The organism is Methylovulum psychrotolerans, from assembly GCF_002923755.1.
Classification (GTDB): Bacteria; Pseudomonadota; Gammaproteobacteria; order Methylococcales; family Methylomonadaceae; genus Methylovulum; species Methylovulum psychrotolerans.
The window spans coordinates 14,503-37,448 of sequence record NZ_PGFZ01000005.1; the positions used below are offsets into that span (position 1 = coordinate 14,503).

The following is a 22,946-nucleotide window of genomic DNA, read 5'->3' on the forward strand; positions in this document are numbered from 1 at the left end:
CGGCGTGTCGTCGCTATAAAAGCGCAATAAATGCCATTGCGGCTTATAAGTGGGGTCTGTTTGCAGGATACGTTGTTCTTCGCGGTACAGTGCTTGGCGGGTCAAACTGACCGCCCGCCCCAGTTCCACGCCCTCCGCCAGGCGTTGATACAGCTCTTGGGCGGTAAAACTGGCGATTAAATCACCCACAGGCTTAGCCCAACCCAACACCGCTGGCACACCCGCCGACACCAACGCTTCGCATAAGCTGGGCAAGGCCTTGGCGCTGGCTTGCGCGGTATTGCAACCGGACAAGAACAACAAACGCGGAAACCGCCCATAGCGGCTAAAAACCCCGGCAATGGCCTCGGCATCGGCAAGCTGGGCTTGGCCGAACCCGTCTTCCAACCAGAATATCGGCTGACCGTTGACAATATCGGCATGGCCGGTGATATGGACGACATCAAAGCTATCAGCATCACCCCCATCACTGATACGCTCGCTTAAGCCCTCCAAAGAGCCGCTTTCTTCCACCACCAACTCCAAATTACTGGCGCGGGTGGCGGTTAAGATTAACGCCTCTTCCTGTTCAAACTGGAGCAAGGGCAGCACATCTTCCGGCGAACTCGCCATAAACAACAGGCGCAAGGGGCGGTTTTTCGGCTGGACTAGGTTTTCTCTGGTCGAGACCCGGCGCAAGGGGGTAAACGGATGGTGCAGGTTGGCGCATAAATACCCGCCATTGTGCAGCAACTCCCACGCAACCTCACCTAGGGGGCTGCTAGGGATGTACAACACGGTATCTTGGCTATAACCGTCCAAATAGCCTTCCTTACCGTGCAGCCAGTCAAACAACGTTTTACCCAGGGCTTGCAAGGATAAGCCGTCTTGGTAATGCGCTAGACTACGTCGGCAAAAGTCGGTTAATTCGGCAGGGGCTAGGTCGCGGGTACGGGGTTGGCGGTTGTCATCGGCAAAAAACCGCAATTGCGCAAGGCTGGAACTGGCGTTAAAAACTTCTATGCGCAGGGTTTTCATGGGCTTATCTTAGGGTGATAGGGTTTAATGGTAAGCAACGGGGGTGCAGACACCGACAAGCTTACCTTAAGCCCTACAGATAAGCCGCACCCGCATCATAAAATCACTTCCGCAATAGGACTAACGTCTGGGTATCTGCTTCGCCCGCAAAATAGTTGTCTAACGCCGCCGAAAAAACCGACTCCCCATCCGCCGTAAGCGCAAACAAGGTCATAGACGACTGAAATTTCTGCACATCAATCCCAGAACCCAAAATCTCTAAAGCCGTCTTGCCTTCAACCGCCACCACCAATCCGCAACACGTCAGCAAGCGCGGGCCGAGGATGGGATGCTGGCGATAAGCCACCGCCTCAGCAAGGCTTTGAATGGCATAGCGTTGAGCCATATCACTACGCCCCAGCCCCGCGATTTGCGGAAAAATATACCACATCCAATGGCTTTGCTTTTTGCCCCCAGTTAACTCCGCCAACACCCGTTGATAACTATCCGCTTGGGCACTGACAAACCTCTCCAAATCAAAGCCATCAGAGCGCACTATGCCTGCCCATACTTGTTATTAAAGGTCTCATCACTCATAGTGAGAAACAAGATGAACTCTATAAAAGAAATGATATAAGGGATAAACGTCCAACAAAACAGCAAATACACAATGCCTAAGCCAACTTGACCCAGATAGAATTTATGAATCCCTATCCCGCCCAGAAAAAACGCAAACAGCGCGGCGGCAATCCGGCTTTTGCCATTGGCGGCGACCGTCCCTAAATTGATCTGGCTGGGCGCGGCCGCTTGCCTAACACCACATTTCGGGCAAATCTCCGCCTTAGCGTTTATTACCGCCCCACATTCGCTGCAAAATTTTTCTTGGGGCGATTTAACCATGAGGTCGTTCATATTTCTTATCCTTTATCGTTATATTTTCTTAAGTTTTTCATAAATCCCACCTTAAAGAGGGTGGGACATTTGTTAAAAATACAAGCCTGTGGGGTAAGGCCGCTCCTTACCTTAATAGAGAGGGAACCGCACCACACTATAACAAATTGTTTTAATTAAGAAATAAAAAAATTATTATTAAATGGAAGCCTCACTTTTGCGCCACCCATTTTTTACAGTAATCAATGAATGCAGGCGGATTCCAAGCAGTTGGTACTATAGACGATTTTATGCGCTTCAATAGCTCCCTCGTTTTAGGCAGGTCCCCAGCCAAACAAGCGAATTTTGCGTAGTTGTTATAGTTCCATGCGTCAGGATAGTCGCTGACCACATCATCAAACCCCGCCTTCATGCTAGGCCATACAGCAAACGAATCTTTGAAAATGTCATTTTCAAACTGGGTTTGTGAAGCATACCAGTAAATTCTAGCGTACATGCCCCGGCCTTCTTGGTTTAGCGTCCGCTTTACCGCATCTTGGGCAAAGGCTTCAATTTCAGCTAAGCTGCCGTGCCACTTTGGCAATAGATATTCGAGAGCGGAGAAATAGGTTTGATAAAATAACGGTTCCTGGCCAAGCGCCTCATCCAGCAGCCTATCGAATTCGTCGCGCTCCCAATTCTCCGCCTTCGCCACGAGGAGCATGATTTCGTACCATCTGGGATCAATTGCCGCCACTGCCTTATATTTTTCCAAATGCTCTCTGGCCATAGCGACATACCGGAAAAAAGGCTCCCAAGATTCCGGCTTGACCGTCGATGCGTAGCCCTCGCCACGATAAGCCCAGCCATGCCTGATAAGCACCATACTGTGGGTTACATGTGCAGTTGGCGAGTCAGGAAATTGCTCGGCCCAGCGCTTTGTCTTTGCTTCGAGCAGCCGGTACGGGGCATCCACATCCGCATCATTGTGCGCCTGCTTTTCGACCTCGGCGATGGCGGCATTAATACCCCCATAAAATAAAGTCAGCAGCCATAGTCCGCTGGAAGTCCGGTTTTTTGTTGTCCGGTAAAGGGCAGACACCTTTTCTAACTGAGCAAAATCCTCCGCTAAAAAGCTTTTTTTTGTCGCCATAGAAATGCTATGGCGTTGCTCTAGTTCGGTCTCGGCGTTTGCTGGCCCAGTAAACAGACAGTTAAAGGCAATAAAGAGGGACAGACTGATAATTTTTATAGCGTTCGGCATAAAATAGCTAACGTTGTGAGAGAGGCGCACCGCCCAAAAACCCAAGGCAAAGCCTTTGCCCTGAACCCAAAACCGCTTTTTCAGGACTATACAATAATACGACCGATAAGGAAATCAATAATTACCACTTAAAAAACCGTACGCTTGCCTGCCCGAACAATGTAAACTACCTTACCGACAATATTTTCCAGCGGGACAGGCCCAAAAAACCGACTGTCGTTAGAATTATCGCGGTTATCCCCCATCACAAACACCGCCCCCGCCGGCACGGTCACACTGCCCTTAACAGAAGACGCAGCGGGCATGACTTGTATCTGATAACGGCTCCCGTCAAGCGACTCCGAAAACACCTCAACATCCGGGTCTTTCGCGGCGAAAACCCTGGCGGCGGGTTTGCCATTAACGCTTAGGGAATCCTTATCATAGCCTATCGTATCGCCCGGTAAACCAACCACACGTTTTACATAATCAATTGACGGATCTTTAGGAGAGGCAAAAACCACCACCTCACCACGCTTAATCTCTTTTGCTAAGCCAGACCTAGCCAAGGTAATGCCGAATGTTGCGTAATGCCCGTAACCCCACTTACTGACCACCGGAATATCGCCCGGATTTATTGAGGGTAACATCGAACCAGAGGGCATACGAAAAGGCTCAAACAAAAACGCCCTAAACGAAAAGATCATAACGGTCAGCACGATAGGCAAGGCAAGCAAGCTATACCATCTACTGTACCAAGGCCTAATCGGTATTACCCGGTTTTGCCGTACCAGCCAATAGCTATGCACCGCACCTATCGCCATAAGCGTCCAACCAAAGAAAAGATAGTGCCCCCACGGGGCCTGACTGAACACCATCCAAAGATCAAGACTCCCCGCAACAAGACCCGCCAGAAAATAAGCAGCCGCCAACCTTACCCTAACCATATAGAGCATCCCCAGCGACGGTACAAAAAAACCCAAGAGGATCGCCAGCCATTTTTTTGGCTTCCAATTTGTCATCATTCGTGTGCCTAGCCTAATAGTGAAAGGGCATACCGCCCAATAACAAGCCCGCCGCGCTATTGCTCAGGCCGACGGATAACCGCGCCGCTTTCCGGTCGCCAAGGCCCGACCCGCTCCTGAACCGACAACAAAACCTTATGCAACGCCTCGACCATTTGGGCATCATAAGCCGCCGGATTATTTTTTAAATGCGGCCACGCCAGCCGGACACTTGCCGCTACTGTCTTAAGACGTTGTTTAGCATCGATAACCGAATACGCCGTGCCATCCTGAACCGAGTCTTGCCTATACAACACCCAACCCTTGAACACCTCCTCTTTAGGCTTGGCAGCACCGAACACCTGCCCGACTTTCTGTAAGGCTTGCAACGCCTCCGGCGATTTTAGGTCATACAGTTGTAGGATCAAATTGGTCGAGTCCGCCGTACCTTCATCCGCCTGATTGGGTAGCTGAAACACAGCGGCGGCAATCGGCAACGTCGGCTGCATAGACAACACCTGCCACTGCTCCTCAACAGTGAACGCAACAACCCCGCTAGGCGTTACGACCGTCATCTCCACCGCCGCACCAGAGTATAGCGGCCAACAGGCAAAAGCTGCCCAAACAAAAAACTTAACTATAGATTTCATCGGCTAACCTAAGACGTTTAAAGTATCGTATCGTGAAACAGACTGCTTGCCCTAACGCTTGTCTAAAAGGCATAGGCTCGCCCCCGTTGTGTGGCCGACTATTTCGGCTTACTGACATACGAAACCTTACCGTTTTCAATCCGCCATACCCCCGCTTTTGTCCCCACATAAAGAGGCTGTTTATTGTACAGGCTCAGAAATACCTGAAATTCCGTTGGGGCTACCGACAGAATATGGGTCATCAATGCCCCAACAGACTTTGCGCCATTAGGCATAGCGTTTGGTTTGGTAAAGAGGCAGGTTTGGGTGGAAGGTGTGACCGATAAAACGCTGCCGCCATCTGGCGAAACCTCTACCCGAAAATGCCGCCCGCCCATTATGCCGGCCATGAGTGAAGGGATACCCATAATATAAACCGTTATCGATTTTTGTGCTTTTTTGGGTGGCAGAACCACCGTCCGATAAGGCGTATCACAGCGGTCTATTGGGGCAGTTTCGGCGGTGCTTTGCGCCTTTAGCTCTGTTGGCGACGTTATAGGCTTGGCATTAGCAAACACCCGGAACAATTCAACTCCCGTTGTTTCAGCTTGCTTTACCTCAGAAACAAATTCCGCAGGGATGGAGAATTGTTGTGCCCATGAATCACCGCACTGCAAGCCCATAATTAACCCAAAAACCGCTTTTATTTTCATTTGAGTACCACAAAATAGCACCTAACGCGCAGTGAAGAACATACCGCCCAGAAATAGCCGAAGCCTATCCCCGCCGCCCCCGACGCGCAGTTTCCCAACCCTTTACACAGACTTCCAAATACTCCGCAACACTACAATATGGATCGCCCTCCTCCATTCCAGGGCTCCAATACCGGATAAAATACTCACCCGTTTGGTGGTTGTAGTGCCGCGCGTCAAAACAATAGAAAAAGCCCACGTTGAATGCGATAAGATACTTGGGTATCGCCCTGCTTCGCCGCCGCCGTCGACAATAGCTGTTGATGCGGATAATGTGCCTAAGGCTGGTATAGTCCGGCCCCAGCCCAGCAAACCAACGGCCAAACGACCGTGAATGCAGTGCGACCTCGATAAGCGCTGGCGGCAAAGCAATGCCGAAGTGGGTTTCGATCCTCCCGATACTTTGGCGGGTCGGACGCGGTGGGTAATCAGGACACAGCGGGTAATCAAGACCCGGTGACATGACCGCATCAAATCTGGCAATGAGGGGCATGAGTTCCATAGCATACCTAGCGTGAGTAAGGGGTCGTCGCCAGAACACCTACAGTGAAGCCAAAAACCGAGGATAAAAAAAACCGCTTCCCAATAGCAGATCCCTTGACCGACTGATTAGGCTTATTCCGAATTAACCGACGACAAAACCAAAAGCTTCGGCATTCATAACAAATACCCCGCTTTCTTAAAAAGCGTATCTTCCAAGAACCTACTTATATCTTCAATTGCTTCGTTGAAAACGACATCTTGAGATTCATACGACGACGGCTCCCAATAGGGTCGCAAAACATTATGCTGGTTCCCAAGCTCCGGCTTGGGAACCCCAAGTGCCGAAGCTCCCGCTTCGGGAATTTATAATCCCGGAAAGCCCGTGGGGCCTAAAGCGGATGGACTAATACACCTGTCGGCAGTGGCTACTTGCCGCCGCGAATTCCCGAAGCGGGAGCTTCGAAAAGCTAGGTTCCCAAACCAGAGTTTGGGAACCAGTGCAAATAAAGATTACGCTGGTTCCCAAGCTCCGGCTTGGGAACCCCAAGCGCCGAAGCTCCTGCTTCGGGAATTTATAATCCCGGAAAGCCCGTGGTGCCTAAAGCGGGGGGACAGGCACACCTGTCAGTACGGGGCAGCCGCGCATTACCGAAGCGGGAGCTTCGAAAAGCTGGGTTCCCAAGCCAGAGCTTGGGAACCAGCGTCAATGGGAGCTTTAGGTACTAGAAGGCGAAACCGTCACCCCACCAAACCTCAGCCCTCGCGCCCACCATCCCCCGCCTCTTCCGCAGCCACAACCGGCAAAGGCCATTGCCAATTCCGTATCTCCGGCATATCCTCGCCATACTTATAGATATAATGCTTATGGTCAATCAGCTTATCGCGGATGTATTGCTTTAAATACACCGCCTGTTGCGCCAAGCGCGGCACCCGGTCGATCACGTCGGCGGCGAGGTGGAAGCGGTCCATGTCGTTCATCACCACCATATCAAACGGCGTGGAAGTCGTGCCTTCTTCCTTATATCCGCGCACATGCAGGTTCGCATGATTAGTGCGGCGGTAGCACAGGCGGTGGATCAGCCACGGATAACCGTGGTAAGCGAAAACAATCGGCTTATCCTTAGTGAAAATCTCATCAAAATCCTTATCCGACAAGCCATTAGGATGCTCGCTCGGCGGTTGCAGACGCATCAGGTTAACGACATTAACGACGCGGATTTTCAGGCTAGGGACTTTTTGGCGCAGAATATCGACCGCCGCCAACACCTCCAAGGTCGGCACGTCGCCCGCACAGGCCATCACCACATCCGGCTCGCAGCCACAGTCGTTACTCGCCCATTCCCACACCCCGATGCCCGCCTCGCAATGTTTTATCGCCGCGTCCATATTCAGCCATTGCGCCGCTGGCTGCTTACCCGCGACAATCACATTGACATAATTACGGCTACGCAAAACATGGTCAGTCACCACCAACAAGGTATTGGCATCGGGCGGCAGGTAAACGCGGATGACTTCGGCCTTTTTATTGACGACATGGTCGATAAAGCCGGGGTCTTGGTGCGAAAAACCGTTATGGTCTTGCCGCCAGACGTGCGAAGTCAGCAGATAATTTAACGACGCGACCGGGCGGCGCCACGGGATGCGGTTACAGGTTTTCAGCCATTTCGCATGTTGGTTGAACATGGAATCGACAATATGGATAAACGCCTCGTAACAGGAGAAAAAGCCGTGCCGCCCGGTCAGCAGATAGCCCTCTAACCAGCCTTGGCAAGTGTGTTCACTGAGGATTTCCATCACCCGCCCGTCTTGTGACAGGTTGGTGTCTTCGGGAAGGATTTTTTCCATCCACACCCGTGAGGTGGCATCAAAGACATCATCCCAGCGGTTCGACGCGGTTTCATCGGGGCCAAAAATGCGGAAATTACCCTGCTCCTGATTATTGCGCAGCACATCGCGCAGCAACCGCCCCATCACCCGTGTGGCTTCGGCGACCACCGCGCCAGGGGCGGGCACATCAACCGCGTAACAGCGGTAGTCGGGCAGGCGCAAGTCACGCAACAGCAAACCGCCGTTGGCATGGGGATTATCGCCGATACGCCGCTGGCCGCTCGGAGCCAAGTCCAGCAACTCCGGCAGCGGGCGGCCTTGCTCGTCGAACAGCTCATCAGGGCGGTAACTTTTCAGCCACCGCTCCAAGCCTTCCAAATGCTCGGGATTTTCGGCCAGGTTCGCCAGCGGCACTTGGTGGGAACGCCAAAAGCCCTCGGTCTTTTTACCGTCAACACTGCTAGGCCCCGTCCAACCTTTGGGGGTACGCAAAATCACCATCGGCCAAATCGGGCGGCTGATGGGCAATTCGCCCGTGCGGGCTTGCTGTTGGATAGCGGCAATCTCGTCCAGACATTGGTCCAAAACACTGGCCATACGGGTATGGACAATCTCAGGATCATGGCCTTCGACCAGATACGCGCGGTAGCCGTAACCGGCGAACAGTTGGATCAGCTCATCTTCATCAATCCGCGCCAGAATGGTGGGGTTGGCGATTTTGTAGCCGTTCAGATGCAATATCGGCAACACCACCCCGTCACGTTTAGGGTTTAAAAACTTATTGGAATGCCACGCCGTCGCCATAGGGCCGGTTTCGGCCTCACCGTCGCCGACCACACAACAGGCGATCAGATCGGGATTATCAAACACCGCCCCGTAGGCATGGGTTAAGGCATAGCCCAATTCGCCGCCCTCATGCAGGGAACCCGGCGTTTCCGGCGCGACATGGCTGGGCACGCCGCCGGGGAAGGAGAATTGTTTGAACAAGGCCTTCATGCCGTCCTTGTCTTGGCTGATGCTCGGATAATAATCGCTGTAAGTGCCTTCCAGCCAACTGTTCGCCAAAATCGCCGGCCCCCCGTGACCTGGGCCGCACACCATCATCATATTCAGGTCATGCGCCTTAATCAGGCGGTTTAAATGCACATAAATAAAATTCAGCCCAGGGGTCGTGCCCCAATGCCCCAACAGGCGCGGCTTGACATGCTCCAGCTTTAACGGTTCTTTCAGCAGGGCGTTGTCGAGCAGATAAATTTGCCCGACCGATAAGTAATTGGCCGCCCGCCAATACGCATTCATGCGCTCCAGCAGTTCCGCCGACAAACGCAGATCGTGGTTTTTAGGTTCCATTAGCTTCCTCATACTCAAGTTAATCATTGGACACAGCGTGTCCGGAAAAATAGTGTCAGATGATATGACCTTGGAGCGCGGGCATCTTGCCCGCCTCTTTTGCGGGCAAGATGCCCGCGCTCCACACAGATGTTATGCAGCCAAAGCCCCCAGCATCAGCCCCGCGCAGACCTGCGCCTCTTCGGCGGGGATCACCAGCACCCGCGCCCGGCTGTCCGCCGCGCTAATATCGCCGCCGCCGACCAGCACTTGGTTAGCGGCGGGGTCGAGCGCGAAACCTAGCGGCCCCAAGCCCTCTAAGGTCTGGGCGCGGATTGCGGCGGCGTGTTCGCCAATGCCGCCAGTAAACACCACCGCCGACACCTCGCCTAACACCGCGCAATATGCGCCGATATACTTTTTCAACTGATAGCAAAACATCGCCGCCGCCAACGCCGCCGCCGCATCGCCCGCATCAGCACGGTGTAAAATCCGGCGCATATCCCCCTCACCGCATACCGCGTGTAACCCGCTCTCATGGTTGAGTATCCCGCTAAGTTGCGCAGGCGGCAAGCCTTGTTGCTGCAAAGTCAGCACAATCATCGGATCAAGGTCGCCGCACCGCCCCGCCATCATTAGGCCGGCAGTCGGCGAAAAGCCCATAGAGGTGTCAACACTGACCCCACCGCGCACCGCCGTCGCGCTCGCACCGCCACCTAAATGCAGGATAATCAAGTTCAGCTCGGCAGGCGCACGGCCCAGCCAATGCGCGGCGGTGTTGAGGCTATGTTGGCAGGATAGGCCATGAAAACCGTAACGGTAAAACGCCACGGTCGTGGATAAGGCCTCAGGGATGGCGTAGCGTTTGGCGACCATCGGCAATTGGCGGTGAAAACCCGTATCGAACAAAGCGAAATGGGCGACTTGCGGAAAGATCGCCAAGGTTTGCCCCACCCCTAAGCGGTTAAACGGGTTATGCAGCGGCGCGTAAGCGTCCAACGCCGCCAGCCGCGCCAATACGTCCGGGCTGATGGGCGTTAAGGTACCGAACCAGTCCGCGCCGTGGACAATCCGGTGGCCGATAGCGCTCAGCCGTACCCCGGCGGCATCCAGCCACGTTTGCCAACGCGCCAGCACTGCCGCCAACACGGCGGCAACGTCCGGCAACGGCCCCAACAGCGTCGCCACTGCCCCGCCTTGCCAATCCAGCCCCGTCAGCATTACAGCGGCGGGATCACCGTAATCCGCCGCCAATGCCGCCTGCGTCCGCAACAGGCCGTCAAACAACTGCGTCTTCACCGAGGTACTGCCGACATTCACCACCAGCAGCCATTGCGTCATAAAGCCATCATCGCGTCCGTTAAGCTATTAGATAAGAGTAAGATAAACCCCATAAGCGTATAGCGATACGGCTTAATTGTAAAGCCTGCCACATTCCTACACCAAGGGGGAGGCTGGGAGGCTTACAAGTGTAGGTTTTCTTACCCTCCACCCCCTTCTGCGTAAACAGCCAAAGTCACGCCGTTGATTTCCGTCAAACCGGGCCATGCCTCAGGCCGCCCCGGTTTGACGGGCAGGGGTTGGTGGTTCAGCAAGGCGGCGACAATCAAAGACCAGCCGTGTTGGAAAATGCCGACCATCCGCCAGCGCTTCCCTTGTCGCCGTGCCGCACCCGGCACTGATGGTTCCTTGAGATCCAACGGCGTGTCGGCTCCGGCCTCGGCTTCGCCACCGACGGAAAGCAGCCACCAGGTGGCAATGGCAATGGCCATCCACAGCCGCTCCGCCCGCGCCGGATCATCCATGCGCGTATGTTGCCATTGCCAACCGCCCCGCTTGCTGTGCTTGAAGCCCTGTTCTATCCATGCCCTCAAACCGTACCAGCAGGCGTCGGCGCATTCGGGCGCCAGATCGGTCAGCACCAGCCACGGGCCGTTGTGCCCTTCGCCCCAACAGCCCAACAACGTGCAGGGCAACTGTGTCTTTTTGCCGCTGAACGCGGTGCCGCGCCCCTGCCAACGGCGGCCTTCCGCAGGCACCAAACTGCAAAAGGGATGCCAGCGGCACCAGCCTTCGGGACGGAACGAACCTTGGACATTGACGCGCAGGAACGGATGCCATTTCAGTTCCACGATGGCCCCGAACAGCCATTTCGCGTACAAGCCCCGGTCGGCCAGCACGATGACCGTCCAGCCCTCCGGCAACAGTCCCCGGAAACGCCCCAACAACGCCAGCCATTCCGGTTTCCAGGCGTGTTTCTCCGTGGCTTTCAGCACCTTCCAGGCGACCGGCACGGCACAGCCACGGTACACGACACTGATGGCCAGCACGGTGAACCGATCCCCCAGGCTCGTCGCATCCATGGCGATGGCGAGCTGGCGGCCTGCCCAGCCGTCCAATACCCAGGCCAGCCACGGCGCCCAACACTCGGTGACGCAAAGGTCGGCACGCCGCCGCCCCGATTTCGCGCCCGCTTCCCGATAGGTGTCACGCAACCTTTCACGCAGCGTGTTGTACTTTTGCCACAGCAGCGGCGACAACACGTCGGCCACGGCGCTCAGGCTGCATGAACGCGCGACGGCCATGCCAAAACTCCACAACGCCAAGCCCAATGCCTGTGGCTTGCTGAGGGACGGAAAATGCATGGCAATCGTGTCGATCCATTGGTATAGTTCTGGATGGCGGGGCATGGCGGCACCTTCGGTAAACGGATGTTGATGACACTCATCAATTTACTCTCAACGCTTTGCCCCGTCACTTTTTAAAAACCTACACTTGTAAGCCCCAGCCCTCCCCTTCGCAGGGGAGGGAGCATCTTCCCCGTCGAACAGGCCAACCTGAGATTTTGGGTTAAGCGCGAGGTTAAAGCCCTCGGCAATGGCTAAAGACCATTGCATTCCACTGAGAGGCCGCCGTGAACGGAGTGCAATGGTCTTTAGCCATTGCTCGATGGCCTAACCGTGTATGCTAACCTTTAGCTTGTCGTTTGCTTAACGCCGGACTCTATACCATTATCTGGGGTGGGAGGGAGCGCGAGCATCTTGCCCGCCAGTTGCGGGCAAGATGCCCGCGCCCCAAAGTCCTGTGCTTGCGGTTACTTAAATTTATTCACCACCAACCGCCCGCCGGAGATGACCAGATCCGGGTATTCGAGCAATTTGAAACGCGCAAAAGCGTTGCCGCGTACGGCGACGACATCGGCGGGCGCACCTTTGCTTAAAGTGCCGAGCTTGTCTATGCCTAAATGCTTGCCCGCTTTAGAAGTGATGGCCTTAAACACATTCAGCACGTCGCCAAAATCAATTGACTCGCCGCTGGTCAGGTGCAGCAGCATCGCCATTTCTTCACCGTTAACTCCCCACGGCACGTTATCGTGGCCGATTTCCGAGCCGTAAAGGATTTGCGCACATTGGCCTGGGGTGGCGGCCTCGCAGTCGACGATTTTCGCGGCCAGTTGCATGATGTTGCTATGGATACCCAAGTGGGTACCGCTATCGGTACAGGAGGCCAAGGTGTCGACGGTGGAGACGAAGGTCAGTCCGGCGGTGTTGGCGGCTTGGTTGATAAGGGCGGCATCTAGCGGGGCGCAGGGGATATGGGCGAATTCGTCAACGCCCGCCACTAAGGCGCGTTCAAAGCCGATGTTTTCGCCGACGTGGGCGATGACACGGCGGACAGGACGGCCATTCTGCGGGTGGTGGGCTTCGTCGGCAATGGCGGTGGCGACGGCTTGCGGCAAGATGTCCCACGGTGTCGGCGGTACGGGGTTGCTGCCGTGCGGCTGCATCCACGGTGCGCCCGTTTCGCCGCCCGGTTCCAAGGCGATTTTAATGGCGGTAGCACCGCCGTCGACGAGGTGCTGGACGGCAGTCCGCGCCTCTGCCTCTGAGCCGAGGGTCAGGCCGATTTGATCATAACCGCCCGCGCCGCCGCCACTAAAGATATTCAGCGGATAACCGCCCGCCGCTTGAAGTATGGGGCCGACGCTCAATAAACGCAATTGTCCCGCACCGCCTTCTGGGGGCTGTAAGGGGCCGCCAGTGTCTTGGACGGTGGTGATGCCGTGTGCCAGTACTTGGTCTTTACGGACGTTCTGGAAGGTGATGTGGGCATGGGATTCGATCAGCCCCGGCACAATGGTCGCGTCGCCCATGGCGATTTTATTCCCGCACGACCCGGCTAAAGCGTCTTGGCTATCGACACGGGCGATTTTGCCGCCGTGGATTAATACGCCTGCGTTGCTGAGTAAGGTCTCGCCGTCAAATACCCGGTCGGCGGTCAGGAGCCGACAGCCCGCCAATGCGTCGGTCGGTAACGCCAACCCTTGCGCCAGCACGGCGGCGATGCCTAGGGTTTTGAGGGTGAGGTGCTGTGGTTTGGTCATCTGTGTTTCCCTTTAGTTAGCTTAGCTAGTTTGTTTGTTGTTATTAGGAGGCCAGTGCAGGGCGGCGGTCAGCCACCCTGCCGCTCGAGGGCATCCTAAACAAAAGCAGAAACTGTGCCGTAATATTATTTTACTTTATAAACAAGTTGTTATGTTTATTTTTCGAGAATATCAGTGGCGACTAAAAGTATCCAGTGTGGGATTTGCCAGAGGCAAGTGTGGCAAATGGCGGGCTTTCGACCTCTATTTTCACCACACCATTAACATTCCGGCAGGATTTATGGGTGGTCATTTATCGGCCACCCAACGTTTATGTCTGACTGCTTTGCAACATCTCCATAATGACTGTCGGTAACTCAGCGAGTTCGCCGTCGGTGATAAACACTAAGCGGCTGCGCCCGTCATCGCTGACTCTGGCGGGTATCCGAACGGGCGGAAAAAGGGTTTTGACCGCACCTTGCACAACCAGCGGATCACTTTCATTGAGCGTGTACACCAAGCCTTTCAAGCGGAGCAATTGCTTAGGATAAGCCATGAGTAAGGTTTCCAGCATCGCTTGTAAGCGCTCCCAAGCAAACGGCTGGTCAAATTGCAAACTGACGCTATAAAAATTATGTGCGGGGATAGATAACGTCTGTTGCAACCGATAACGCTCTGCATGACGAAAGGTCATGACTTCCGCCGGGTCAATAAGCCCGTTAACCGCTTGTAATGGGGTTATTGCAGGCGCTAAACGCGCCAGTTGCGCCAACAATCCGTCCATTTGGGTTTCGGTCGCCCTATCCGAATGGGTGATGATGATTTTATCTGCCCACGCTATTTGCGCTTGGGCTTCGGGAAAACGCGCCAACACCTCGGCGCCGTTCACCGCCGAAACCGTGGCAATCATACCTTCCAAACGGTAACGCGCGGCCAACCAACGCTGACGCAACAAGGTATCCAAAATGGGTTACGGGTTGGCGACCCCGCTGGTTTCGATGAAAATGCACTCAAACGGTTTTTTCGGCTGCGCCTCCCAAGCCATGCGTAAGTTTTTTAACAAGGGCGTTAACACGTCTTGTACTTGGCAACACAAGCAGCCGCCCGCTAAGGTGCTTAAAGGGATGTTATGCGTCCTAAGCAATTGCTGGTCAATGGGGGTACTGCCGAATTCATTGACGATAATCGCCGGTAAGTGCGCGTGTGCCAGTAAGCGGTTAAGCAAGGTCGTTTTACCGCTCCCTAAAAAGCCGCTCAACACAATAACGGGAATACGGTGCTTTGCCGGGTTAGCCGTTTGCATGACTGGTTATCCTCTGAATAATTAGCTGACCCGGCAGGAAGCCCACACTGCCTGCCTTTCGGTTTCTGGTAAATTACGGCCTATGAACACTAACGCCGCCGCTGCGAGACAGGAGTCGAGTAGTCCCCAGAAGCGATAGTGCCTGAGTTTTCACGAAGCGAAGCGGAAGTGAAAATGCAGGCTATACGAAATCGCGTCGAGTCATTGGAGAGCATGTGAGCCACCCCTTGTTGGGTGGCGAGCGAGTGACCAGGACGGCTGGGGCAGCCGAAGGCATAAGCGGTCGCGTGATTTTTGCTGATTGACCGGCAAGGATGCCGAAGCAATCTTTCGCAAAAATAGCGACTCCCCTTTTACTCTCAACGCTTTGCCCCGTCACTTTTTAAAAACCTACACTTGTAAGGCTCAGGGAACGGGGGCTTCGGCTCCGCTTAAAGAGCGGGGGTTCCGTTGGCTGAGCGGAGCCGATGCCCCCCTAACTCACTCCACCAACAAGCCATCGATCCGCTGGAAGCCACGCGGCAAGGCCATGCCCCGGTTGGCGCGTTTGCCGGAATATTGCTCTATATCGGCTACTTTCAAGGTCAAGAACTGTTTGCCGGAGACGATTTTCAGCGGTGTGCCCACGGGCAACACTTGCACCGCTACCACCGCATCTTTACCGCTGGCGACTTCGGCGGCGGTCAGTTGGATGAGCTTGTTGCCTTTGCCCCGCGCTAAGGCGGGCAGGTCGGCGATGGGGAAAATCAGCAGCCGCCCTTGTTGGGTCGCCACCGCCAGTAAGTCGCTGTCGTTGGCGACCGGGAGGGGCTTGAACAATTTCGCGTCGTCGCTGAGGGCAATCACCGCCTTGCCGGCCTTGTTTTTGGTTAGCAGTTCGCGCAACTGCACCCGAAAGCCCATGCCCAGATGGGTCGCCAACACCACCCAATCGTCGGGGTTGCCCGCCAATAAGTGGGTGAAGAACGCCCCGGCGGGCGGGTTTAGCCGTGCGGTGAGCGGCTCGCCTTGGGTTCGCGCCGAGGGCAGGTCATGCGCGGAGGTGCTGTAGGCTTTGCCTGTGGAGTCGAACAGGTAGATGGGCTGGGTCGAGCGGCATTTGACGGCATCTAAAAAGCTGTCGCCGGAGCGGTAGTTTAAGCTGCCGACCTCTATATCATGGCCTTTGGCGGCGCGTATCCAACCTTTTTCCGATAAAATGACCGTCAGCGGTTCATTGCTGATTAAGGCGACTGCGTCCAGCGCGTGTGAGGCTTCGCGCTCGATGATGGGCGAGCGGCGGTCGTCGCCGAATTTGTCGGCATCGGCTTGGATTTCTTTTTTAATCATCCGGTTCAGCAAACGCGGCGAGGCCAGGGTTTTCTCCAGGCTGTCGCGCTCTTTCGCCAAGGCATCTTGTTCGCCGCGAATCTTCATTTCTTCCAACTTCGCCAAATGGCGCAGTTTCAGCTCTAAAATCGCTTCGGCTTGCGTGTCGCTCAGGCCAAAGCGTTCCATCAGCACGGGCTTGGGCTTGTCTTCGTTGCGGATAATGGCGATGACTTCGTCGATATTCAGGTAGGCGATCAGCAAACCATCTAAGATATGCAGTCGCGCCAGCACTTTGTCTAAGCGGAATTGTAGGCGGCGGCGCACGGTTTCGCTACGGAAGCTCAGCCATTCGGTCAAAATCTGGTGCAGGTTTTTCACCAGCGGGCGGCCATCTAGGCCGATCATGTTCAGGTTGACGCGGTAGCTTTTTTCCAAGTCGGTGGTGGCGAACAGGTGCGACATCACACCTTCGACATCCAGGTTGCGTTTGGATTTGGGGATAATCAGCAAGCGGGTCGGGTTTTCATGATCCGACTCGTCGCGCAAGTCTTCAATCATCGGCAGTTTTTTCGCCAGCATTTGCGCGGCGATCTGCTCCATCAGCTTCGCGCCGGACACTTGGTGCGGCAAGGCGGTGATGATAATCACGCCGTCTTCCAGTTCGTACTTGGCGCGCATCCGCACCGAACCGCCACCCGTGCGGTAGATTTTTTGGATGTCTTCCGCCGAGGTGATAATCTCCGCGTCGGTCGGGTAATCCGGGCCTTTGATGTGGGCAAACACCGCTTCCGGCGGGCTGTCCGGCGCGTCTAACAGCATCATGCAGGCGTTCGCCACTTCGCGCAGGTTATGCGGGGGGATGTCGGTCGCCATGCCGACGGCTATACCCATAGTGCCGTTTAGTAAGATGTTCGGCAAGCGGGCGGGCAACAGGGCGGGTTCTTTCAGCGTGCCGTCAAAGTTGTCCGACCATTCGACCGTGCCTTGTTCCAATTCGCTCAGCAAGGTGTTGGCGTAGGCGGTGAGGCGCGATTCGGTGTAACGCATGGCCGCGAAAGATTTCGGATCATCGGGCGAGCCCCAGTTGCCTTGGCCGTCAATCAACGGGTAGCGGTAGGAGAAACTTTGCGCCATCAGCACCATCGCTTCGTAACAGGCCGAGTCGCCGTGCGGGTGGTACTTACCCAACACGTCCCCGACCGTCCGCGCGGATTTTTTATACTTGGCGGCGGCGTTCAGCCCCAGCTCGGACATGGCGTAAACGATACGCCGCTGCACGGGCTTTAGGCCGTCGGCCAAATGCGGCAAGGCGCGGTCGAGGATGACGTACATGGAGTAATCCAAGTATGCCTTCTCGGCAAAGTCCTTTAACGGCAGTTGTTCAAAATTCTCTTGTATAGCGACCACTTATTCATCCTCATCATCGTTAACCTGCAACGCCCGGCTCCGCGCCAAGCTCTCTTGGCGCAATTGCTTGCGTAGCTCGGCGGCGGCAAACAGGCGCCGTTCTTCGTCTGTCTCTATCTGCAAGCGCGGCACTTCCGCCGACTTGCCGTTTTCGTCTAACGCCACCATGGTAAAAAAGCACGAGGTGGTGTGGCGTTTTTCGTAAGTGCGCAAATGCTCGGCCCATACTTTTACGCCCACTTCCATCGACGACCGTCCGACATGGTTGACACGGGCGCAAAACGTCACTAATTCGCCGACATTGACGTGCTGCTTAAAGAATACTTGGTCTAGGGCGGCGGTGACTACATAATTTTTGCAATATTTCGCGGCGCAGGCATAAGCGACCTGATCCAGCAGCTTCAATAACGAGCCGCCGTGGACATTACCTGAAAAATTCGCCATATCCGGTGTCATCAGCACCGTCATGGTCAGGGTTTTCTCTTGTTTGCTCATGGGCTAGGGGTTAATTTATAAAAAGCGGCTATTTTACCTGACACTGGCGGATTGTTGGGGGCTTAATGTGGGCTGGGGGGGATTATCTTTGGGGTGGGAGAGTTTGTGGGGGCTTGCAAAGGCTTTAGCCTTTGTTCGGATGGCTTAAAAAGGTATGGGGCTAATGCGTAAGCCCCTATCCAAAGGTGTCTACATTAAGCAAGGCTTAACTCGCAAAAGCCCCTTTTTTATGCTAAAAATACCACTGCTAAATTACCGCGCTGCAAATAGGCGTAAACCGATACCCTAAGGGCTAAGCACTAACAACCCTCCAACCAGGAACCCACCCATGACCCGCCCAAGCTGCGCCTTAACCATTGCCCTAACCCTGCTGGCCTTAGCCCCCCAAGCCCAAGCCGCTCCGTCAACCAGCCAAGACTATATCAGTAATATGCTCGCTGGGGTGCTGGCCAACGACGAGGCGGCGGTGTTGGAAAGCCAAGCGTTATTGGAAATGGTAGCAAAAATGCAGCCTGCCGCCGCCGCTAGCCCCGCCGCCCAGAAGCTCAACGGAGCGGCGTTGGGGCTGATTAAGGCCGGAAAACTGCCCGAAGCGCAGGTGATTTTGGCGAAGGCTTACCAACTTGCCCCCAAGAATATCGAAATTGCCAACAATTACGGCTTTGTTTTGATGAAAATCCGCGACTTGCCCGCCGCTTACCGAGTGCTAAGCGCGGTGATCGCGTTGCAGCCTAGCCGCGCTAACGCTTGGCGTAACTTCGGCGATGTCCTCGCCCTGCAAGGCCGCGTCGATTTGGCGACGGCGGCGTATCTTAACGTCTACCGCTACTCTAAAGACCGCCAAAAAACCCACCAACTCCTGCAAAACCCCCAACTCGCCGAAGACAGCCCCGATGTCCGCGCCGCCCTCGCCAAAGCCACCGCCCAGGCCAGCAGCCAGTTTTCCCTAGGGCCAACCGAAGCCGCACCCGCCCTGAGTACCGCCGTCTTAAAGGTCAAAGTCGAGGAGGCGATCTTACAAAAAGGCCTGTTCAAAGAAAAAGATTGCGAACCGACCCCCGGCGAAGACCCTAATAGCGGCGAATGTGTGTGCCAGGCCGACATTAGCTACCCCGTCATCAGCGGTTTGCCGAACGCGGCGGCGCAAACCCAACTTAACCAAGACCTAAAAACCGCCGCCGAGCAACATCAATGTAACGGCACACCCTTATCCGGCAAAGCCAGCTATGAGTCGCCCAGTTTCAGGGAACGGGGCTATAGCGTCACCTTGCATACCCCGACGGTATTGGCGTTGCAGATTAGCAGCTACGAATATGATTACCAGGCCGCCCACCCGTACAGTGACGGTGGCGGCGATTGCATTATCGACATAGCGGCCAGCCAGTGTTTAACGGTCGATGGTATTTTTGGCCAGCACCGCGCCGCCGTCAACCGGCTGCTTTATGAAAAACTGAAGGCCATGGAAGATACGTCACAGGAACTGGTTGAAGAGCAGAAAAATACCTTTATCTCTGACGGTAAATGTAACGGCTGCACTGTGATATTGAACAAACAAGGCCTAATCGTGCTCTTTGGCCAATATTCGGTCGCCCCTTATGCCGCCGGCATGTTCGAAGTGCCCATACCCGCTAGCTATATCACCGCGCCGAGTATTTTGGCGGCGTTGGGCAAGCATTAGGCATTGGCTAACCACTTGCCCCGCTGGAAGCCCACACCGTTAATCAACCTGAATCTCTATTGCCGCGCCGTCGCCATGGTCAAAGCAATACTGCCGGGCTACCCCTTGGCGTTCCGGTTGCACTTGCCGCGCTGTGGCCTGAAAGGTTTTGGGGGTGAACGGCGGTAACGCTAAGTCGGTGTCTTGCACATCAAACAGCATATCCCGCCGCTCACCCGCCGCCGTTATAAAAGCCGCCCTGACTACAGGGTGCAGGCTGGTCGGGCGGTTGCCGACATTTTCCACTTCAAAACGCAAGCCACCTTCCGTTTGTATTGGGTCGTCCGCCAGCACGGTAATTTGCAAACGGGGGCCGGCGGTGAAAAAATCCAGTGCGTAAAAGAGCTGGTCGATGATAAATATTGCGGCCACTGGCATAGATACCTCCTGAAAAATTTAAAAATCAACTGGATACCTTGTAATGGGATTTATAGCAACACCGCCGCCAGTTGGTCGGCTATTTTACGCACAGGCTCAGCGGGTTTGCCTAAGGTTTGGGCGGTGGCTTTTATGCCGCTTAAGCTAAAGGCAAAGCTCTCGGTATCCGGTGGGATACTTTGGCTGGCCTTAACTAAGGTCTCGGCGCGGTTAGCCAGTTTTTCTAGCGGTACGGCTTCGGCGGGGCTGATTTGGGCGTTTAGGGTTTGGATTGCGGTTAACAACGCTTCAAACAGTTGCTTATGCTCTTCGGTGGCTTTAGAGTCCGGCAAGGTAGTGTTTAGGCAATCGGTGACGGTGGCGGCGGCAATGACTGAGCCATATACCGTGCTGTTTTTAAGCTCCTGACGAATGTTGTTGCCATTATGGTCGCCGTTAATAAACTTACCAATATACAGGGATGTTACGCCCGCCAATCCCGCCAAACCTGCCTTAGGGACAACTAACCCCAGCACCTTATGCAGATTATAGGTATTATTATTGCCGATAAAGGTATAGGTGCCGTTTCTGATATGGTTTAGCACTTGCTGATAATTGACTTTTTCTGGGATAAAGGGTTCGGGCGGCTGACCCAGACAAGCTGAGGCAGGCAGTTCAAGACGCTTTTCCACGTCTAAACCAGAAAGTCGCGCCAATATCTGCACCACTTCATCATGCAGCAAGTCCAGATATTCTTTCGCCTCCCGCCCCTGCACCGCCACCGACAACACCCGCTCATGGTAATCGGCTTGAATCAAGGCCTGTGCCCGATAGGTTTTATGTTTCAGTAATACGCCACGCTGCCAGACGACATTACCGACAATCTCCTCATGGCGGCGGACGATCAACTCCGGCATGACATGGCGCGGCAAAAAACCACGGAACACGAACTCAAACAGCAAACGGCCTATAACATTAAACGGAATATCGGCAGGCTGGTCGCTGGGCAACAGCTCAGGGATCATCAGGGTGTCGCGGCTAAGCGGATAGGCGAGTTTAAACTCGTGCATGGCATCCATAATAAAACGGCATTTATCGCCTGGATAGTCTAGCTTGTTGCCTTGCTCGTCATAGATCGGCTTATCGCGCAAAATATCCACCACATTCTTCTCGGTCAGACGCGGTTTGCGGTGGTACATTAAGGTATAGACCCCGTGTGTGAGCCAGCGCGGGTTGAGGATGTACTCATCCAGACAAGCCAATTGCGGAAAGTGGATCACCATGCCCAGCTTATCCAAAATATCCAACAGCCATTCCCGGTTTTGCACGCCGTCTTCGCCGATGCCGTGGCGTTGGCAAATTCCGGCAAACCGTTGCTTGTTTAAAAATGCCGAAGCCTCTTGATAAGGGAGCAAATCTTGCAGAACTGCGAACTGTTCTTGGGTAAACAGCATTTGGTGGGTGCCGACTTTACGCAGTTGTTCACAAAAGTCTTCTTTAAAACTGGCAAATTTAGTCTTATAGCCGTTTTGGGCTTGGGTGCAGGACAGCGGATAAAAGCCGACAATAGTCGGATACTTGCGCTGTAAATAGGCCATATCGAGATTAACACTGGCTTGGTCAACTTTGTTGCCGACAATCATTACCGGGGCTTTCTCGCCAAAGCTTTTGACGTGTTGCAACCAATATTCGGCCTGTTCGGTGCTGTTAATCTCGCTACGCGCATTCAGCACCAATACATACAGGCAAGAAGAGCGCAGGAAAAACTGGTGCGTGGCATGAGCCATCACCTGCCCGCCGAAATCCCAAAAATGCACCTTAATTTCGGTATCGGGTATTTGCCAGTTACGGATATCGATACCGGCGGTCATCTCTTCCCTGCCTTCCAGCACGGGTTCATTATGCAGGGCGCGGATCAGCGAGGTTTTGCCCGCTTCGCCATAGCCGATAAAAATGGCGCGTACGCGGTTAAGCGGTTGGGTGGCACTTTTTGCCACCAGATTTTTCAGATAGGCGTTAATGGCGGCTACTCCTTGGCTTTCGACTTCTTCTGGGATGTTAGCCCATTGCTCCAGCAAATCAGCATCGATAGGTTGGCCCTGTAGCCGCTCTTCATACCAATCCAGCCAGACCTCAAATCCTACATCTAGGCTTAAGGCATCGGCTTTAAAGTCGCTTAACCAGCGTTGCCATTCTTCTGGTGGCGGGCTTGACCACAAGGGGGCTTGCAGGAACTGCATGGCTGTCAATTGACCTATTAAATCCAAATCTGTTTTGATTTCTTTTGCTATTATAGCGTGGGCGGCAGCGGCGGCGGCGTCGGCGTCGGCGGCGGCGTAGGCGGCGGCGTAGGCGGCGCGGGCAGCGGCGCGGGCGGCGTCGGCGGCGCGGGCGGCGGCGTCGGCGGCGCGGGCGGCGGCGTCGGCGGCGCGGGCGGCGCGGGCGGCGGCGTAGGCGGCGTCGTCGGCGTCGGCGTAGGCGGCGTCGACGGCGTCGACGGCGTCGCGGGCGGCGGCGTAGGCGGCGTAGGCGGCGTCGCGGGCGGCGGCGTAGGCAGCGACATTGGAACTGCCCACGAAACTAATTACCGAAACGCCCCACACACTGACACTATAAACCCTTAATAGCGACAATAAATAAGCATTTTTATCTTCTCTCTGCCAAAAGCCAAACGCCTCCCGTCGCCCCCTAAAAGAAGAGTTCGCCCCTGTCTGCACCGCCAACAACGGCAACACCCGCATCGCCGAACGCACCGCAAACGCAACCAGCTGCGCTCGGCTCTTCCCCTCTAACCCCGCTTCCACTTCTTTTCTAAATTTATCCCTATCCATCAAGCCTCCACCCCAATAAGCCCATTTCT

Annotated in this window: 18 protein-coding genes and 1 pseudogene; 1 reads left to right on the forward strand and 18 read right to left on the reverse strand. The window is 54.9% G+C overall.

The genetic code is table 11. The features are described from left to right. The 16 genes and pseudogenes from AADEFJLK_RS26090 to AADEFJLK_RS11940 all read right to left on the reverse strand — a co-directional run. Window positions 1-1,017: pseudogene (locus AADEFJLK_RS26090) on the reverse strand (CHAT domain-containing protein); the annotation flags it as partial. Window positions 1,018-1,120: 103 nt separating this feature from the next. Further along, the gene (locus AADEFJLK_RS11875; RefSeq protein ID WP_249028033.1) at window positions 1,121-1,552 is read right to left on the reverse strand and encodes a DUF1810 domain-containing protein; all 432 of its coding nucleotides are present in this window, start codon (window positions 1,550-1,552) and stop codon (window positions 1,121-1,123) included. Then, window positions 1,552-1,908 (reverse strand): TM2 domain-containing protein, encoded by a 357-nt coding sequence (locus AADEFJLK_RS11880; protein ID WP_103974432.1) that lies wholly within the window; start codon window positions 1,906-1,908, stop codon window positions 1,552-1,554. Before AADEFJLK_RS11880 ends, AADEFJLK_RS11875 begins: the two co-directional genes overlap by 1 nt. A gap of 190 nt (window positions 1,909-2,098) precedes the next feature. Next, window positions 2,099-3,130: a hypothetical protein gene (locus AADEFJLK_RS11885; RefSeq protein WP_103974433.1), complete on the reverse strand. Its 1,032-nt coding sequence runs from the start codon at window positions 3,128-3,130 to the stop codon at window positions 2,099-2,101. 128 nt (window positions 3,131-3,258) lie between these two features. Next, the gene (lepB, locus tag AADEFJLK_RS11890) at window positions 3,259-4,134 is read right to left on the reverse strand and encodes a signal peptidase I (protein ID WP_103974434.1); all 876 of its coding nucleotides are present in this window, start codon (window positions 4,132-4,134) and stop codon (window positions 3,259-3,261) included. Window positions 4,135-4,190: 56 nt separating this feature from the next. After that, the gene (locus AADEFJLK_RS11895) at window positions 4,191-4,763 is read right to left on the reverse strand and encodes a hypothetical protein (RefSeq protein ID WP_103974435.1); all 573 of its coding nucleotides are present in this window, start codon (window positions 4,761-4,763) and stop codon (window positions 4,191-4,193) included. Window positions 4,764-4,861: 98 nt separating this feature from the next. Then, window positions 4,862-5,455, reverse strand: coding sequence for a hypothetical protein (locus AADEFJLK_RS11900; protein ID WP_088620617.1), 594 nt, complete (start codon window positions 5,453-5,455; stop codon window positions 4,862-4,864). Between the two features lie 64 nt (window positions 5,456-5,519). Then, window positions 5,520-5,996, reverse strand: a complete 477-nt coding sequence (locus tag AADEFJLK_RS11905; RefSeq protein ID WP_103974436.1) for an SMI1/KNR4 family protein — start codon at window positions 5,994-5,996, stop codon at window positions 5,520-5,522. A 734-nt stretch (window positions 5,997-6,730) separates the two neighbouring features. Further along, on the reverse strand, window positions 6,731-9,154 hold the full coding sequence (locus AADEFJLK_RS11910) for a phosphoketolase family protein (RefSeq protein ID WP_088620614.1): 2,424 nt from the start codon (window positions 9,152-9,154) through the stop codon (window positions 6,731-6,733). 132 nt (window positions 9,155-9,286) lie between these two features. Beyond that, the gene (locus tag AADEFJLK_RS11915; protein WP_103974437.1) at window positions 9,287-10,474 is read right to left on the reverse strand and encodes an acetate/propionate family kinase; all 1,188 of its coding nucleotides are present in this window, start codon (window positions 10,472-10,474) and stop codon (window positions 9,287-9,289) included. 140 nt (window positions 10,475-10,614) lie between these two features. After that, the gene (locus tag AADEFJLK_RS11920; protein WP_103974438.1) at window positions 10,615-11,823 is read right to left on the reverse strand and encodes a transposase; all 1,209 of its coding nucleotides are present in this window, start codon (window positions 11,821-11,823) and stop codon (window positions 10,615-10,617) included. 404 nt (window positions 11,824-12,227) lie between these two features. Next, window positions 12,228-13,517: an amidohydrolase family protein gene (locus AADEFJLK_RS11925; RefSeq protein WP_103974150.1), complete on the reverse strand. Its 1,290-nt coding sequence runs from the start codon at window positions 13,515-13,517 to the stop codon at window positions 12,228-12,230. A gap of 310 nt (window positions 13,518-13,827) precedes the next feature. Further along, on the reverse strand, window positions 13,828-14,460 hold the full coding sequence (locus tag AADEFJLK_RS11930; protein WP_249028034.1) for a CobW family GTP-binding protein: 633 nt from the start codon (window positions 14,458-14,460) through the stop codon (window positions 13,828-13,830). A 6-nt stretch (window positions 14,461-14,466) separates the two neighbouring features. Then, window positions 14,467-14,799, reverse strand: coding sequence for a CobW family GTP-binding protein (locus AADEFJLK_RS25565; protein WP_249028035.1), 333 nt, complete (start codon window positions 14,797-14,799; stop codon window positions 14,467-14,469). Window positions 14,800-15,279: 480 nt separating this feature from the next. Continuing rightward, a complete protein-coding gene (gene parC, locus AADEFJLK_RS11935; protein ID WP_249028036.1) occupies window positions 15,280-17,517 on the reverse strand; it encodes a DNA topoisomerase IV subunit A in 2,238 nt (745 codons plus the stop codon). Further along, the gene (locus AADEFJLK_RS11940; protein WP_103974439.1) at window positions 17,518-18,012 is read right to left on the reverse strand and encodes an acyl-CoA thioesterase; all 495 of its coding nucleotides are present in this window, start codon (window positions 18,010-18,012) and stop codon (window positions 17,518-17,520) included. It abuts the gene before it with no gap. A gap of 328 nt (window positions 18,013-18,340) precedes the next feature. Here AADEFJLK_RS11940 and AADEFJLK_RS11945 point away from each other — a divergent pair, with 328 nt between their 5' ends. Beyond that, window positions 18,341-19,690, forward strand: a complete 1,350-nt coding sequence (locus AADEFJLK_RS11945) for a DUF3298 and DUF4163 domain-containing protein (protein ID WP_103974440.1) — start codon at window positions 18,341-18,343, stop codon at window positions 19,688-19,690. Window positions 19,691-19,729: 39 nt separating this feature from the next. Here AADEFJLK_RS11945 and AADEFJLK_RS11950 read toward each other — a convergent pair whose 3' ends face one another. After that, window positions 19,730-20,107, reverse strand: coding sequence for a hypothetical protein (locus tag AADEFJLK_RS11950; protein WP_103974441.1), 378 nt, complete (start codon window positions 20,105-20,107; stop codon window positions 19,730-19,732). Window positions 20,108-20,157: 50 nt separating this feature from the next. After that, window positions 20,158-22,946 (reverse strand): COR domain-containing protein (locus AADEFJLK_RS11955; RefSeq protein WP_249028037.1); only part of this gene is annotated, 2,789 nt, incomplete at its 5' end.